We start from the raw sequence: 16,008 nt of genomic DNA on the forward strand, positions 1-16,008 counted from the left end.
GTCAACGACTTCCATCGAGTCTGCTCGCGTTCGCGCCGGACCGATAGGGGGTTTCCCCCGGATCAACCCTGACCGCGTCAGATCCAGCCGCGGCGGGCGGCGTGGAAACCCAGCTGCAGGCGGGTGTCGGCGGCGACCAGGTCCATCAGAGCGCGCACCCGGCGCTGGACGGTCCGCATGGAGAGGTTGAGCTGGTTGGCCACGGCCTGATCGGTGAGGCCGGCCAGCAGCAGGCCGAGGATGCGGGCGTCGAGCTCGGGCAGTCCGTCGGTCGGGCCTTCGACCATGCCGTTGGTGCCCAGGACGAGGGGGAGGCCGTCACGCCAGACCCGGTCGAAGAGGGCGAGCAGGGCGTCGAGCATGCCGCTGCTGTGCACGATCAGTGCGCCGATGCTGCCCCCGGAGCCGGACAGCAGCGGAACCAGAGCGATCCGGCGGTCCACGATGAGCAGCCGCATCGGAAGCTCCTGCACCACCCGGACCTCCTCACCGGCCTGCAGCGAGTCGGACGCGGCGGCGAAGAACCCGGGCCGCTCGAACGCACTCCGCTCGATCACCACGCGGTAGCGCACTCCCCGGGTGACCGCCGCGTCCTCCTCCTTGTTCTCCTCCGGCGGTACCACGGCGATCTCGGCCCGGACGAAGCCGAGCACCTCCTCGCGGGCCGACATCTGCAGCTGGGCGAACCGCTGGCCGACCGCCTTGGCGCCGCGGACCACATCCACGACATCACTGACCGAACGCTCGGTGTCCGTACCCCGGTAGACCTCGGCGAGCGACTCGATCTCGCGCTGCGCTCGCCGCAGCTCCTCTTCCCGCTGCACGGCCAGTGCCGCCAGGGCGACCGACGGCGGGGAGGCGACGTACCGATCGGTCGCGCCGCTGGACCTCGCGGCCAGGCCGAGCGTCTCCAGGGCGGTCAGAGCACGCGCGGCCTCGACCGGGTGGCAACTGATCCGGGTCGCGAGCTCGGCGGCGTCGTACGACGGCACCTCGACGAGGGCGCGGTACGCCAGTTCTTCGGAGTCATCCAGTCCGAGCACGTCGAGCACGATGCCTCCCAGCAGTCGGCGATGTGGCGGCCCGGCCCTGGCGGGTAGGCGAATTGTCGCAATCTTGCCAGCACGGACGCCTCCTTCGCTGGCGGTTTTGCGATGGACTACCCGTCATCCGTCCCGAAGGTGGTTCTCCCCATGCATCTGGCCCGTCAAGCTTTGATCGGCGTGACGCTGACTGCCCTCCTCGCAGCCTCCGCTGTTCCCGCCACCGCAGCGCCTCCCGTGTCCACCGCCCAGCCCACACTGCCGGTGCAGGTGGACAGTGCGAAGGTCGTCACGCTCCTCACCGGCGACAAGGTGCAGGTCGCTCCGGCCGGCTCCGGACGCAGCAGTGTGCGGTTCGTCCCCGCCGACGCCGCCCACGGCGGCTATGAGACTCGTACGGTCGGCAAGGACCTGTACGTCGTACCCGACAGCGCCGCGCGGTTGGTCAACAGCGGCAAGGTGGATGAGGCGCTCTTCAACGTGAGCGGTCTGATCCGGCAGGGGTACGACGACGCGTCCACCGACGAGATCCCCGTCATCGCGACCTACAAGCCGACCGCCCGCGCCGCACAGCAGGCCGTGCCCGCCGGATCCACGCGCACCCGCACGCTGTCCTCCGTCGGAGCCACCGCGCTGCGGACGGACAAAGACCGCGCCCGGGAAACCTGGCAATCGCTCTCTGGCGGTCGCGATGTCCAGAAGCTCTGGCTCGACGCGAAGGTCCACAAGACGCTCGACCAGAGCGTCCCGTACGTCGGTGCCCCGCAGGCCTGGCAGGCCGGGTACGACGGCACCGGTACGACGGTCGCCGTCCTCGACTCAGGTGTCGACGCCGAGCACCCCGACCTGGTCGGCGCGGTCAAGGCACAGCAGAACTTCACCGACAGCCCCGACGTCGCCGACCACGATGGTCACGGCACGCACACCTCGTCGACCGTGGCCGGTCGTGGCGTCGCGTCGAACGGCCGCAACAAAGGCGTCGCGCCCGGCGCGCAACTGTTGTCCGGCAAGGTCCTGAACGACTACGGCAGCGGTGACCTCTCCTGGATCATCGCCGGCATGGAATGGGCCGTTGCCGAGGGCGCCGACGTGATCAGCATGAGCATCGGTACGTCGGAACCCGTCGACTGCACCGACCCGATGGCGGCCGCGGTCGACCGGATCAGCAAGGAGTCCGGTGTCCTCTTCGTCGTTGCTGCCGGCAACCTCGGTGGACCGGCGGAGGCGATCAGCAGCCCGGGCTGTGCGGCATCGGCCCTGACCGTGGCGGCCACCGACCCGACCCAGACGACGGCCGACTTCTCGAGTCGTGGTCCGGTGCTGGCCAACCACGCGGTGAAGCCCGACATCGCGGCACCCGGTGTGGACATCACTGCGGCACGGGCGGGCGGACGCGGCGACTCGGCGTACATCGACATGAGCGGTACATCGATGGCGACGCCGCACGTGGCCGGCGCGGCGGCGATCCTGAAGCAGCAGCACCCGGACTGGAACGGTCAGCAACTGAAGGCGGCCCTGCAGAACTCGGTGCGCTCGGCCGGCACGGTCGGGATCTACGAGCAGGGCGCCGGCGAGCTCGACGTCGCGCAGGCAGTGACGCAGCAGGTGACCGGACCGGGCACGATCGACCTCGGTACGTTCGCCTGGCCGCACACGTCCTCGGACAAGCTCACCCAGCAGCTCACCTACCGCAACAGCGGGACGCAGCCGGTCACGCTGACCTTCGCCACCGATGCCCGTGGCAACAACGGGAAGCCGTTGCCGTCGTCACTCATCGGCTTCGGCGCGACCTCGCTGACCGTCCCGGCCGGCGGCACCGCCGACCTGCCGGTGACCGTCGACCCGTCCGCCTCGCTGGACTACGGCCTGTACGGCGCGATCAGCGCGCGGGTGGTTGCTACGGGCAATGACGGCCGTACCGTGGTGACGCCACTCGGTTTCTACCTCGAGCCGCACTACGTCGACGTGACGTTCAGGCTGATCGACCGCGACGGCAGGCCCGCCTCGTCGATCTCGTCGCTCGATGTGTTCGACCTCGACAGCATCGCGGCGCAGCGCGTCGGCTTCGAGGGTGGGGACCGGACGCTGCACCTCCGGGCGGGCACGTACTCGCTGGCGGCGACGATCGCGCATGACGGCGCGGACGGCTTCGTCGACTCGTACGCGTTCCTCGGCGACCCGGAACTCACGCTGACCAAGGACACCACGATCACGTACGACGCCCGGACGGCGTCCCAGGCGACGGTGACCACCCAGCGTCCGAGCGTGCCGAAGGGCGGCAGCCTCACCTACGGCCGGATCGTCGACAACTGGATCCTCTCCTCGAGCCGCAGCTACGGCACCGGGGTGAAGTCGATCTATCTCGGCACGACGCCGAAGGCCCGCCGCGGCACCTTCGAGGTGGTCGAGGGATGGCAGTTCGGATCACCGGCCGATGCGAAGGCGCCGTACCTGTACAGCCTCGCGTTCACGCACGAGCAGCAGGTGACGGGCAAGCCCACGCATCGGGTCCGGGATCGCGACCTGGCGACGATCGACGCGACGTACTACACGCCGGGCAAGGCCTACAACTACTCCGAGTACGTCGACGTGTGGCGGCCGTGGAGCCTCAACCTGATCCCGACCGGCGACCGCGGGACCGTGGCCGCGCCGACCCGGGTGCAGCACCTGGTCACGGCCGACCGGGACACGAAGGTGTCGCAGATGGTCGGGCATGCGGACGCGATGGCCTGGCCGTTCGCGACACTGATGACGTCGACGGCCACGGCGTACAAGGCCGGGAGCCGGCACAGCGAGAGCTGGTACAAGGCGGGGCTGCGGCCGGGGTTGGTGACCGACCAGACGACCGGGCTGAAGTACGCGCCGGCGGCGCGGGCGGGGAACACGGTCTGGAGCAACTTCGCCAGCTGGGCGGACACCGAGCCGGGGCACTTCTCACGGCAGGGGTTCCTGGACCTCGGCGGGACAGAGCTGCTCGCGGACGGGGTGTCGCTGGGGGAGTACGGGTACTACGGCCAGGGAGCGTGGGACGTACCGGCCGCCGCGACGAACCTCGAGCTGGTCTACGACCTGATCCGCTGGCAGCGCGGCGACTACAAGTGGGAGTCACCGTCGACGGTCGAGACCCGGTGGAAGTGGAAGAGCTCGGCTGCCGACGCGGGTAAGCCGTTGCCGCTGCTCTTCCCCGACTACGACCTGGCCGTCGACCTCAACGACCGCGCACCGCGGGTGCCGCTCTACCCGATCAGCATCACCGCGGAGTCCGGGCAGTGGTACAAACCCGGCCGCTTCACGGCGGCCCGCGTCTGGACGTCGTACGACGACGGGACCACCTGGACCCGGGTCCCGGTGGTCAACCTCGGCACCAAGGCCGTGGCCCTCGTCAACAACACCAAGGCCACCGACTTCGTCAGCCTGAAGGTCGAGCTGACCGATGCCAACGGCAAGTCCGTGACGCAGACGCTGACCCGTTTCTACGGAATCCGCTAGACAGCGGGAGTGCCCCCGATCGGGGGCACTCTCAGCTGGATCATGTGGTGCCGGACCGGGAAGCGCCTCACGGCGCGTGGCCGCTCGTAGCGGCTAATTTTGGGACCCGGGGCTTGCACCGGCCCGACACCTCGAACAGTGTAGCGGGTGCTCAAACCCCTTGTCCTGTAGGGATCTCGGGCAGCAAGACGCTATAGCACCCGATTCGAAGTCTCGCAACTACCAGAGTTGCCCGGCGCGTTCGGAGCGGGCCGACGCCTGCAACTGATCCGCCATCTCGACGAGTTTCGAGGCCGACAGCACCCGGTCGTGACCGTCGTCGGCGAGGTGCGCCCGGCCGGTCGCGACGATGCGGGCGAACGCGGCCGCCCGGTCCAGCGTCACGGCGAAATCACCGGTCGCGACACCGCGCAGTACGGCGTCGACCATGTCCCGCACCTCGGCCGGTCCCGGCGGCTCGGCGACGCCCGCGACCACCGCGTGCACCTCGGCGTACTTGCGTCCGGTCGCGAACTCGCGGGACACCTCCTCGGCGTTGGAGTGCACCCAGGAGCGCAGCAGGTACAGCCGCCACAAGGAGCCCGGCAACGAGTCGGCCGGCGCGTCGGACCACAGCTCGGCGAGCTCGTCCAGGCCGTAGTCGTCGGCGAGCTTGACCACCCGCGCGTGCACCTCGGCGTCCTCGGAGTTGCGGACGCCGCGCACGAGCAGCTCGGCCGTCCGGTGCGCGACCTCGGTCACGGCGGCCGGGTCGGCGGCACCGGGCAGCGACTCGAACAACTTGTTGCCCGGCATGATCGGCCGGCGCGGGTTGGGCGTGCTCACGGCCTCCATGGTGCCTGACGCGGCGAAGCGTCGCATTCCGACCCGGCGGAGTCGGTCTTGACCGAGTCCGGGCCGCGGAGCAGGCTGGCGAGTGGGCCCGGAGGCGAAGGAGATGGCGTGATGGCGAAGGTGCTGATTCTCACCGGTGACGCGGCGGAGGACCTGGAGGTCTTCTACCCCTACCAGCGACTTCTCGAGGAAGGGTACGACGTCGACATCGCCGCGCCCGCGGTGAAGAAGCTGCAGTTCGTGGTGCACGACTTCGTGGACGGGTTCGACACCTACACCGAGAAGCCCGGGCACACCTGGCAGGCCGACGTCGCGTTCGCCGACGTGGACCCGTCCGACTACGTCGCCGTGGTGATTCCGGGCGGGCGCGCACCGGAGTACATCCGTAACGACGCGGACTGCCAGCGGATCGTGAAGCACTTCTACGGCGAGTCGAAACCGGTCGCCCAGCTCTGTCACGGACCGCTCGTCCCCGCGGCCGCCGGCGTACTGAACGGCCGCAAGACCTCGGCGTACCCGGCGCTGGCGCTGGACATCCGCGCCGGGGGAGCGGAGTGGGTCGACGGCGATGCGGTCGTCGACGGCAACGTCGTCTCCGGGCGGGCGTGGCCGGACCACCCGGCCTGGATGCGCGCCTTCATGACGATCCTGAAGGAGCACGCACCGGCGTAGTCCTGCGACGCGGGCCGAGGTGACCCGCGAGCAGACCAGGGCCTTCGACGGGCGCGACCTGCGGAGAAGACCACCAGGCTTGGTGGTCTCATCATCCGCTGCGCCAAGGAGGCGTCATGAGCACCACCATGGACACCGCGACCGGCATCCGGTCGTTCCAGGTCGACATCCCGCAGGAGCAGCTCGACGACCTGCGCCGGCGCGTCGCCGCGACGCGCTGGCCGACCAAGGAACTCGTCGCCGACCGGTCACAGGGCGTGCAGCAGGCGACGCTGCAAGCGCTCGCCCGCTACTGGACGAGCGAGTACGACTGGCGCGCGTGCGAGGCCAGACTGAACGCGCTCCCGCAGTTCACCACCGAGATCGACGGGGTCGAGATCCACTTCATCCACGTCAGATCGCCCCATGAGAACGCGCTGCCGCTGATCATGACGCACGGCTGGCCGGGCTCGGTCCTCGAGCTGCTCGACACCATCGGCCCACTCACCGACCCGACCGCTCACGGCGGGACGGCCGAGGACGCGTTCCACCTGGTGCTGCCGTCCCTGCCCGGGTACGGCTTCTCCGGCCAGCCGACCGAGCTCGGCTGGGAGAACGGCCGGATCGCGCAGGCGTGGGCGACGCTGATGGATCGCCTCGGCTACACCCGCTACGTGGCGCAGGGCGGCGACGTGGGTGCCGCGGTCACGGACGCGATGGGCCGGCACGCGCCCGCCGGGCTGGCCGGTATCCACGTCAACCTGCTCGCGACGGCGCTGGGCATCGTCGATCTGCTGCCGTCGGAGTCCGAGGAGGAACGTACGGCGCACGCCGCACTCAAGACGTTCACCACGGACGGCTTCGGCTACTTCCTGGAGCAGTCCACCCGGCCGCAGACGATCGGCTACTCGCTGCTGGACTCGCCCGTCGGGCTGGCGGCCTGGTTGCTCGACCACGACACGGACAGCTACTACAAGATCTCCCGCGCGTTCGTCGACGGTGAGCCCGTGGGCAACCTCACCCGGGAGAGCATCGTCGACAACATCACGCTGTACTGGCTCACGGGCACCGGCACCTCGGCCGCCCGCTGGTACTGGGAGTTCGGCCAGTTCCTCGCCGCGGTCGCCGGCCAGGCTCCTCCGCCGGTCAGGGTCCCCGTCGGCTTCTCGACGTTCCCCGGCGAGATCTGGGCCGCTCCGCGCTCCTGGGCCGAGACCGTCTACCCCGGCCTCGCCTACTTCAACAGGGTCGAGAAGGGCGGCCACTTCGCCGCCTGGGAGGAGCCGGCTCTCTTCTCCGCCGAAGTACGAGCCGCCTTCCGCTCACTGCGCTGACACGGCGGTCAGGCTCGGGGGAAACGTGGATGGTAGTCGTGGGTGACCTCACGGACCTTGCGGTAGCCCACATACCCGAGGAGGGCCGCGGCCACAGCGGCGGTCACGGCGCCGATGACTGTGCGCAGCACAGCACCGGCGCCGGCCGCCTCGCAGATCACCCCGGCCAGCACTCCGAAGACCACGGAGTCGATGATGCCGACGACGACGGGTGAGCCTGACAGCCAGTGGGAGAGGCCGACCCGGCTGCGGAAGCTGTAGGTGGTCAGGATTCCTGGTGGGTCGTCGTGGTGGCTCGCGACGAAGTACGGCTCGAGCTCCGGTGCGAGCTCCAGGTAGGCGTGGCGAAGCCGGTTCATGCCGATCACCAGCCACGAGTCCTCGACGTCAGCCTCGATGAGCCGGAAGTAGGTCCCCACGCCGATCAGCAGCGTCACGGGGAGCACGAGCAGTGCGAACGTCAGGAAGTTCTGCCCGAAGCCGCTTGCGTTGGCTACCAGCGACAGCGCGATGGTGGTGGCCGACAGGACGGTCAGGTAGGTGTTGGTCCGGCTGAAGATCTCGCTCCAGGTCATGCCGCGGGTGGCGAGCAAGCTCCAGTGTTCGGTGGCGAGGAACTGGGCGTGGGGTTTGCTGACAGTGTCCAGTCCGTCGAGCGACGTTTCGGGCATCATGCTGATCTGCCTCCGTGCAGTTTGTGCGCCAGTTCGCGCAGGGTGCCCGCGAGGATGGCCAGGATGGTTGCGGTGGAGATGGTGAGGATCGTCCAGGCGACGGGCTTCCAGCCGGTGAAGCCGAGGCCGGCTGCCCAGCGGACTCCGATGTTGCCCAGCACCGCGAGGGGGAAGGTGAAGACCCAGTGCTGGGAGCTGAACGGCAGGCGCAGGTAGTCGGCCAGGAAGAACAGCTGGATCAGTAGGGTGAACAAGGTGATGCCACCGATCGCGGCTTGCAGTTGGTCGATCTCCCCGTGCTTGATCGCGAACCACGCCAAGCTCGCTGTACCAGGCGGCGAGAGCAGGATGGACAGGACCGGCTTGAACGGCTGGGGCAGCGGAGTGCCGAAGAAGAGCCGACCGGTGATGACGGACCCGAGCAGCAGCCAGAAGTAGACGCCGACGCCGAACACCGCGACGGCTGCCGCGTTCTCCGCCACCATGGCCAGCCCGATGGCCGCGATGAACGGTCCCGCGACGACCGGCAGGAAATAGCCCGGATGCAACGCGTCCTCGTCCAGCGGAGCATTCAGCCAGTGCGCGACCAGCGCCGCGGCGTTGATCGCCAGCGCGGCCACGGCGGCGTAGGTCAGCCACCGCGCGGCCCCGCCGAGGCTGGGCGCGTAGTGCGCGATCAGCAAGATCGCGATCACCGGGATGTAGGCGGTCAGCGGACCGAACAGCGGGTTCCGCAGATCGACGCCGAACCTGCCGGAGTCATGGCGTACGGCGCCGACCACGTAGATCACCGTGAACGTCGTCCAGACGACGGCGGAGGCCGCATACGCAACGTCCGCCGGCACGCTCGAAGCCCCCAGCAGGTCCGCCGCGGCCTGCCAGGCACCGCCCAGCCCGGCAAGGCCCAGAGGGATCGAGAACAGTGCGATCGGCAGTGCCCGGGCCGAAACGCCGGCGGTTCCGGCAACAGGAGTCGTAGACGTAGCGCTCATGGGTCCACGCTCGCCGTTCGGCTCCCGCGTCGAACCAGGGCGGCACCCTGGCAGGGACCCTGGTCGCGCTCAGTTGCGTGTGGTGGTTCGAGTGGTGGCGGGTAGTGCCTGGCGGAGTTGGCGGCGGGTGGTGACGCCGAGCTTGGAGAACACCTTGCGGAGATGCCATTCGACGGTGCGCGGGCTGATGAAGAGGATCGCGCCGATCTCGGGGTTCGTCAGACCGTCCGCGACGAGTCTGGCGATGTGGGCTTCCTGGGTGGTCAAGGCCGCGGGGGTCGCGATGGTTTGTTTGAGGACGGAGTCCCCTGCCGTGGTGAGGCCCTTCCGGGCGCGTTCGGCGAACCCGTCGATGCCGAGTGCGCTCAGGGTTTCGTACGCCGTCCGCAGCTGGACGCGAGCATCCTTGCGACGGTCCTCGCGCAGCAGCCATTCGCCGTACCGCAGCTGTGCCCGCGCGTGCTCGACCCGCAGCGTGGTGGACCCGAGTCGCTCGCCCTCTTCCCGGTAGCAGTCTTCCGCGGCACGTCCGGAGCGCAGCAGCGCAGTGCGTCCCGCCAGTACGCCGAGCGCCGCCTCTGTGCCGCTGGCCCGGGCGAACGACGAGAGCTGCGCGAGCGCATCCCTCGCCTCGTCGGTGTTCCTGCTGTGTACGCCGGCCTCGACCAACTCGGCCAGCGCCCACTTGGGCGGCCCGAGCTCCATCGGCGATTCCGCACCGGTCCGGGCGGCCGCCAGCGCCTCGTCGTACCGGCCGAGGCCGTTGAACAGGATCGCCCGGAACCAGCTGACCATGTTCAGCCCGACGCCTTCGCCGCGCACGCTGATGTCGTTGAGGATCTTGGTGAACTGGGCCTCCGCCAGCGACGCACGACCACGGACGGCGTTCAGGCTCACCTCGCCGTACGGGATCATCGCGTTCGCGCCACCGGTCACTTCGGCGATCCACTCGGCCTCCGCGACCAGGGATTCGGCCTCGGCCAGGTCACCGCTGTAGAGGTCGTAGATGATCCGGCTGTTGAGGGCCACGGGCAGCACGCTGAGTGCGCCGATGTCCCGGATCGCGTCCAGGTGCCGCCGTGTGAGGACACCCCAGTTGGCGTCGTCCCAGAGATCTGTCGCCGCACACGCGGCCAGCCAGGCAAAACGGACGGCCTCGTCCATCGTCAGCTCGTCGCGGCCGAAGGCTCCCACGACAGCGAGCAGATCGGGCGCGGCCACCGCGTACCCATCGGTGTACAACACAGCGATGTCCTGGAGGAGCAGATCCGGCTTGGTCGCCGCCACGGGCAGCTCCACCCGGCGCATCGCCTCGGCCACCTGCTGCATCCCGGTGTCAGGCCCAGAGGCCAGACGGCCGGCGAACATGGCTGCGGCGAGCGCATCGAGGTAGGTCTCGCGAGCCAGTTTCGGATCGGTCGCTTCCAGCCGGCGCGCGGCGTCCAGGAGCAGCGGCATCGCCTTGTTGCCGTGGTGGGAGTAGTGCGAGATCTGGGCGTACTGAAGCTGCACTCGCGCGCCCGCAGCCTCGTCGAGCGGTCCGGCCTGCGCCGTGGCCAGCAGGGCGAGTGCGTCCTCGAAGGCGCCCGAGGCCGCCTTCGCCTGGGCGGCCGTCAGCGACCGCTGGGCCCGGCGGGCCGGATCGGGTGTCAGCCGTGCGGCCGCTTCCAGGAATGCGGCCGCGGCCGCGAGTCCGCCCCGCCGTTGAGCGCGGTCGGCCGACTGCTCGAGCTCGGCGGCGACGCTTTCGTCCGGTCCGTCCGCCGCGCGGGCGCGGTGCCAGGCACGGCGGTCCGGATCCCTGTCCGGATCCGTCACGTCCGCGAGCGCCTGGTGGGCGATGCGCCGTTCCGGTACGGTCGCCGCCCGGTAGACCGCCGATCGCACCAAGGGATGGCGGAACTCGACCCGGTGGCGCAGTTCGAGCAGACCGGCACTGTCGGCTGCGTGCGTCGCGACGTGCCCGATGCCGAGCCGCTGCGCTGCGCGTCGCAGCAGGTCGACATCTCCGACGGGCTCGGCGGCCGCGAGCAGGAAGAGCCGGCGGGACTCCAGGGGGAGTACGTCGAGCTGGCGCAGGAACCCCTCCTCCAGGCGGCTGACCAGGTTGGCGTTGCCGGCCGGTCCGAACGTCAGCTCGGTGGGGGAGAGGTGGCGAGGCAGTTCGAGCAGAGCCAGCGGGTTGCCGTGAGCCTCGGCCAGGACCTGACTGCGGACCCGGTCGTCCAGCCGGCCGACCATCGCCGAGTCCAGCAGTGCGGTCGCGTCTCGCTGGGGCAGTCCCGGCAGCACGAGCTCCGGCAGCCCGGTCAGCTTCGGCTGCTGATCCGTCGTCCGGACGGCGAACACCATCGCGACTCGTTCGGCCCTGAGCCTGCGCGCGACGAACTCGAGCGTCTGCGCGGAGGCATGGTCGAGCCACTGAGCGTCATCGATCACACAGACCAGCGGCTGCTCCTCGGCTGCGTTGGACAGCAGCGTCAGTACGGCGAGGCCGAGCACGAAGAGGTCCGGTGGGTTTCCCGGCCGCAGGCCGAACGTGGTGGCCAGCGCGTCGCTCTGCGGTGCCGGCAGTGCGTCCGCACGGTTGAGGAACGGAGCGCAGAGCTGGTGCAGGCTGGCGAAGGCGAGCTCCATCTCCGACTCCACGCCGTACGCACGGGTCACCCGGCAGTCCGCGGCATGGTCGAGCAGGTACTGGAGCAGCGCCGTCTTCCCGATGCCGGCTTCACCGCGCAGGACCAGCACCTGGCTGTGGCCGGCCTGCGCCGACGTCACGAGGTTGCTCAGTACCTCGCACTCACTCGCTCGCCCCCGCAAACCTTCCAACCCGGCCATCGCTCACCATCCCGGACGATCACGACTCCTGGGTGATGGGCGGCGGGGTCGTTCTGTGTACCTTGCCACCGGTCAGGGAGCCAGGAAAGTGCTCAGCGCCTGGATCATCGCCGCGGGCGCCTGCTCCGCGACCCAGTGGCCGGCACCGGGGATCACCAGGGACTGCACGTCGACCGCGGCGGGTGCGATCCCTCCGGCTGCCGCGGGACCCCAGCTGTTCGCGCCGCCGATCCCCAGCACGGGAATCGTCAGCTTGTCGTTCTGGCGCAGACCGTTCTGCTCCAGCGTGGCGTCCCAGGCACGGTAGAGGCCGAAGCTGGCGCGCAGGGTGGTCCGGTCGCGCGTGTACAGCTTCACGTAGTAGTCGATGGCGTAGTCCGGCAGCGTCGCCCCGCCACCCTGGATCGAGTACTCGTAGCGGTAGTAGGCGTTCGCGTTGCTCTTGACCATGTCCACGATGAGCTCGTCGTCGACCCGGTTGAACGGAATGTGCCAGAGCCTGTTGTTGAGGAACTCGGGGATGAACAACGGCGGCGGTGGGTTGTTCGGGTCGACCACTCCGGGTGGCCCGGGGATCTCCGCGACGACCAGGCGGTCGACCCGGTCGCGGTGGTCGGCGGCCAGCGCGTAGCCGATGATGTAGCCGGTGTCGTGGCCGGCGACGGCGAACCGCTGGTGGCCGAGCTTGGTCATCAGCGCGGCCAGGTCGTCGCCGAGCGTGCCCGCGTCGTACCCGCCCTTGGTCTTCTCGGACAGCCCGATCCCACGCTGGTCGACCGCGATGACGGTGAAGTCGCGGGCCAGCGCCGGCATCATGAAGCGCCAGGCGTACCAGTTCTCCGGCCAACCATGGATCAGCAGGAGTGGCGGGCCGTCGCCACCGACGACGACATGCTGCTGAATGCCGTTGGCCTGGACGAAGCGGCTCCGGAAGGTCTTGGTGAATCCGGTGGGGAGCCGGGGAGCGGTGGTGACCGAGCCGAAGCCGTCCGGCACTCCCGTGGGGGCCGCGGAGGCGGTCGACGACGCCCAGCCGCCGACCATGGAGAGTCCGGTCGCGGCCGCGGCAGTGCGGACGAAGCCGCGGCGGGAGAACGGGTGCGCCGACACGTCGACCTCAGGTCTGTCGGTCCGTTCCGAGGGCGAGCTGTTCATCGCGAAACTCCTTTGCAGGGGACAGTTTTCTCGACCTCACCGAGCCTGACCGAGCTGGCTGTTCCAGGCACCAGTGCGTTCCCCTGGTGCCCTCACTGGTTGGCCCGTTGCACGGTTGCGGGCGGGATGGCACGGTGGAGCGAGCCGATGGAGGAGCCGTGTCGCCGGGGCCGCAGAGTCGATGGCCAGGACTGCATGGCCGGCGCAGCGAGTGCGAGACGCTGACCGGTCTGGTCCAGGCCGCCCGATCGGGCCGCAGCGCGGTGCTGGTGCTCCGGGGCGAACCGGGGATCGGGAAGACGGCCCTGCTCGAGTACCTGGCGGGCGCCGCCGGCGGGAGCCGGATCGTGCGGGTCGCGGGCGTCGAGTCGCAGATGGAGCTCGCGTACGCCGGTCTGCACCAGTTGTGCGAGCCCTTGCTGGACAGGCTCGACCGATTGCCGCAGCCGCAGGCGGATGCCCTCGGCACGGCGTTCGGACTGCGGGCCGGATCACCGCCGGACCGCTTCCTGATCGGCCTCGCCGCGTTGACGCTGCTCTCCGAGAGCGCGAGGCGGCAACCACTCCTCTGCCTGGTCGACGACGCGCAATGGCTGGACCAGGCCTCCGTGCACGCCATCTCCTTCGTGGTACGCCGGTTGGCGGCCGAGGCCGTCGTACTGGTCATCGCCGTACGAACGAGTGAGGATCACCAGCGCTGGGCCGGACTACCGCAGTTGACGATCGGCGGTTTGGCGGAACCGGACGCCGGTAGCTTGCTCGAGGCGTCCGTACGAGGGCCGTTGGACGATCGGGTCCGGCATCGGATCCTGGACGAGGCGCACGGGAATCCACTGGCTTTGCTGGAGTTGCCGCGCTGGCTGACCGCGACCGAGATGACGTTCGGTCCGGAGGTCGCTCAGTCGCGGACACTGACCAGCCGGATGGAGGAGGGATTCCGGCGCCAGTTGGAGCCGCTGCCGGACGAGTCGCGGCGGCTGCTGCTCACCGCGGCGGCCGAACCACTCGGCGACCTCGGTCTGCTGTGGCGCGCGGCAGAGGCGGCCGGGTTCGACGTGAACGCGGTTGGCCCGGCGGAGAAGGCCGGACTGATCGAGTTGGGCGAGACGGTGCACTTCCGGCACCCGCTGGTGCGGTCGGTCGCATACTGGTCCGCGGATGCGCAGGATCGCCAGGTCGTACATCGCGCGCTCGCGGATGCGACGGATCCTGACCTGGACCCGGACAGACGTGCCTGGCACCGCGCTCACGCGGCCACGGGTCCCGACGAGGCCGTCGCCGCGGAACTCGAGGACTCCGCCGACCGTGCGCTGGCCCAGGGCGGGGTGGCCGCGGCAGCCGCGTTCCTCGAGCGTGCGGCCATGCTGACACCGAACCCTGTCGACCGCGCGCAGCGCCAACTCGACGCGGCCCAGGCGATGCTTCACGCCGGCACCTTCGACGACGCGTTGAACCTGCTGACTGTGGTTGAGCACGGACCGCTCAGCGCCCTGCAACGTGCGCGCGTCGACGTACTGCAGGCTCAGATCGGCTTCGCGTCCAGCCGCGGCAACGAGGCTCTGCCGTTGCTGCTCGCCGCCGCGCGCCAACTGGAACCGCTCGACGCCGACCTGGCCCTCGACAGCTATGTGGATGCGTTGACCGCCGCGTTGTTCGCCGGACGATTGGCCTCCGGACCGGGACCGCTGGAGGTGGCAGAGGCTGCTCGCGGCGCGTTGGCGTCGGCGGACCACCTGCGCCGGGGCGACGTACTCCTGCAGGGTGTGGCCGTTCTGTTCGCCGACGGCTACGCCACCGCGGCGCCGCTGCTCCGACAGGCGACGCAGGCCTTCGGCGGCAAGGAACTGACCATGGAGGAGGGCGTTCGGTTCATGTGGCTGGCGGCCGTCGTGGCCTCGGACCTGTGGGACGAGCGTGCGTGGGACCGGCTGACCAGCCGGCACCTGCGGATCGTCCGGGAGGCCAGGGCGCTGAGCGCATTGCCACTGGCCTTGAACACGCGCGTCTTCGTCGACCTCTTCACCGGCGAGCTGACCGCGGCGGCTGGAGCGGTCGAGGAGATCAGAGCAGTCTCCGAGGCCGCCGAAAGCAGTCTCACGCCGTACGCCGCTATCGGTCTGGCTGCCTTCCGTGGCCATGAGGAACAGGCGGCACCGCTGATCGCGGACTCGATGCGGGATGTCGCGGCCCGCGGCGAGGGGATCGGCGTATCGCTCACCAACTGGGCGAAAGCCCTGCTGTGCAACGGATTGAGCCGCTACTCCGAGGCGAGGGACGCCGCCCGCGAGGCCGCCGCTTTCCCGGCCGAGATCGGGGTGTCGAACTGGGGACTGGTCGAGCTGGTCGAGGCAGCTGTGCGGGCCGGCGACCGTTCGACCGCGGCAGCCGCGTTCGAGCAGCTCACCGAGATGACGCAGGCCAGCGGCACCGACTGGGCGCTGGGCGTCGCGGCGCGCTCCGGTGCCCAACTGCGGGAGGGCACGGAGGCCGAGGACCTCTATCGGGAGGCGATCGACCGGCTGGGCCGGACGACCGTGCGGACCGAGCTGGTCCGTGCCCGGCTTCTGTACGGCGAATGGTTGCGACGCGAGGGCCGGCGGGTCGAGGCACGGGAACGGCTGCGGGCGGCCCACGACCAGGCGACGGCGATCGGGATGGATGCCTTCGCCGAGCGGGCTCGCCGGGAGCTCGCCGCCACCGGCGAGACGGCGCGTAAGCGGACGGTCGACACGAGTCACGGCCTCACCGCGCAGGAGCTGCACATCGCCCGGCTCGCGACCCAGGGCCTGTCGAACCCCGAGATCGGCGCCGAGCTGTTCATCAGCCCGCGGACGGTGGAATGGCACATGCGGAAGGTGTTCACGAAGCTGGGGGTCAGCGCGCGCAAGCACCTCCGCGACGCCCTCCAGGCCGCGAACGTTCTCTGAGTTCCCCTTGCCCCTGGGCGGCCAGTGGCCGGACCAGGGACTGTCCGGGGCGCGAGCGTGACTGCGGTGAG

Annotated in this window: 10 protein-coding genes; 4 read left to right on the top strand and 6 right to left on the bottom strand. The window is 69.9% G+C overall.

Going from position 1 to position 16,008, the window contains the following annotated elements; all coding sequences use genetic code 11:
* Positions 1–77 precede the first annotated feature (77 nt).
* On the bottom strand, positions 78–1,052 hold the full coding sequence (locus ACZ6O0_RS43420; protein WP_465770970.1) for a hypothetical protein: 975 nt from the start codon (positions 1,050–1,052) through the stop codon (positions 78–80).
* A gap of 141 nt (positions 1,053–1,193) precedes the next feature.
* On the opposite strand from ACZ6O0_RS43420, the gene ACZ6O0_RS43425 reads away from it, so the two are divergent.
* A complete protein-coding gene (locus ACZ6O0_RS43425; RefSeq protein ID WP_465770971.1) occupies positions 1,194–4,532 on the top strand; it encodes a S8 family serine peptidase in 3,339 nt (1,112 codons plus the stop codon).
* 219 nt (positions 4,533–4,751) lie between these two features.
* On the opposite strand, the gene ACZ6O0_RS43430 is transcribed toward ACZ6O0_RS43425, so the two are convergent.
* On the bottom strand, positions 4,752–5,357 hold the full coding sequence (locus ACZ6O0_RS43430; protein WP_465770972.1) for a hypothetical protein: 606 nt from the start codon (positions 5,355–5,357) through the stop codon (positions 4,752–4,754).
* A 120-nt stretch (positions 5,358–5,477) separates the two neighbouring features.
* Between ACZ6O0_RS43430 and ACZ6O0_RS43435 the strand changes: the two genes are divergently transcribed.
* Together ACZ6O0_RS43435 and ACZ6O0_RS43440 are read left to right on the top strand one after the other, a co-directional pair.
* Positions 5,478–6,038, top strand: coding sequence for a DJ-1/PfpI family protein (locus ACZ6O0_RS43435; protein ID WP_465770973.1), 561 nt, complete (start codon positions 5,478–5,480; stop codon positions 6,036–6,038).
* Between the two features lie 116 nt (positions 6,039–6,154).
* Positions 6,155–7,351 (top strand): epoxide hydrolase family protein, encoded by a 1,197-nt coding sequence (locus ACZ6O0_RS43440; protein WP_465770974.1) that lies wholly within the window; start codon positions 6,155–6,157, stop codon positions 7,349–7,351.
* 8 nt (positions 7,352–7,359) lie between these two features.
* Here ACZ6O0_RS43440 and ACZ6O0_RS43445 read toward each other — a convergent pair whose 3' ends face one another.
* The 4 genes from ACZ6O0_RS43445 to ACZ6O0_RS43460 all read right to left on the bottom strand — a co-directional run bounded on the left by ACZ6O0_RS43445 (position 7,360) and on the right by ACZ6O0_RS43460 (position 13,010).
* The gene (locus ACZ6O0_RS43445) at positions 7,360–8,025 is read right to left on the bottom strand and encodes a hypothetical protein (protein ID WP_465770975.1); all 666 of its coding nucleotides are present in this window, start codon (positions 8,023–8,025) and stop codon (positions 7,360–7,362) included.
* Positions 8,022–9,017 (bottom strand): SLAC1 family transporter, encoded by a 996-nt coding sequence (locus ACZ6O0_RS43450; RefSeq protein WP_465770976.1) that lies wholly within the window; start codon positions 9,015–9,017, stop codon positions 8,022–8,024. Before ACZ6O0_RS43450 ends, ACZ6O0_RS43445 begins: the two co-directional genes overlap by 4 nt.
* 69 nt (positions 9,018–9,086) lie before the next feature.
* Positions 9,087–11,855: an AAA family ATPase gene (locus ACZ6O0_RS43455; protein ID WP_465770977.1), complete on the bottom strand. Its 2,769-nt coding sequence runs from the start codon at positions 11,853–11,855 to the stop codon at positions 9,087–9,089.
* A 72-nt stretch (positions 11,856–11,927) separates the two neighbouring features.
* The gene (locus ACZ6O0_RS43460; RefSeq protein WP_465770978.1) at positions 11,928–13,010 is read right to left on the bottom strand and encodes an alpha/beta fold hydrolase; all 1,083 of its coding nucleotides are present in this window, start codon (positions 13,008–13,010) and stop codon (positions 11,928–11,930) included.
* 134 nt (positions 13,011–13,144) lie between these two features.
* Between ACZ6O0_RS43460 and ACZ6O0_RS43465 the strand changes: the two genes are divergently transcribed.
* Complete coding sequence (locus tag ACZ6O0_RS43465) at positions 13,145–15,937, top strand: helix-turn-helix transcriptional regulator (protein WP_465770979.1); 2,793 nt, start codon at positions 13,145–13,147, stop codon at positions 15,935–15,937.
* The last annotated feature ends 71 nt before the right edge of the window (positions 15,938–16,008 follow it).

The sequence above is a fragment of the Kribbella sp. NPDC048837 genome (assembly GCF_055586945.1).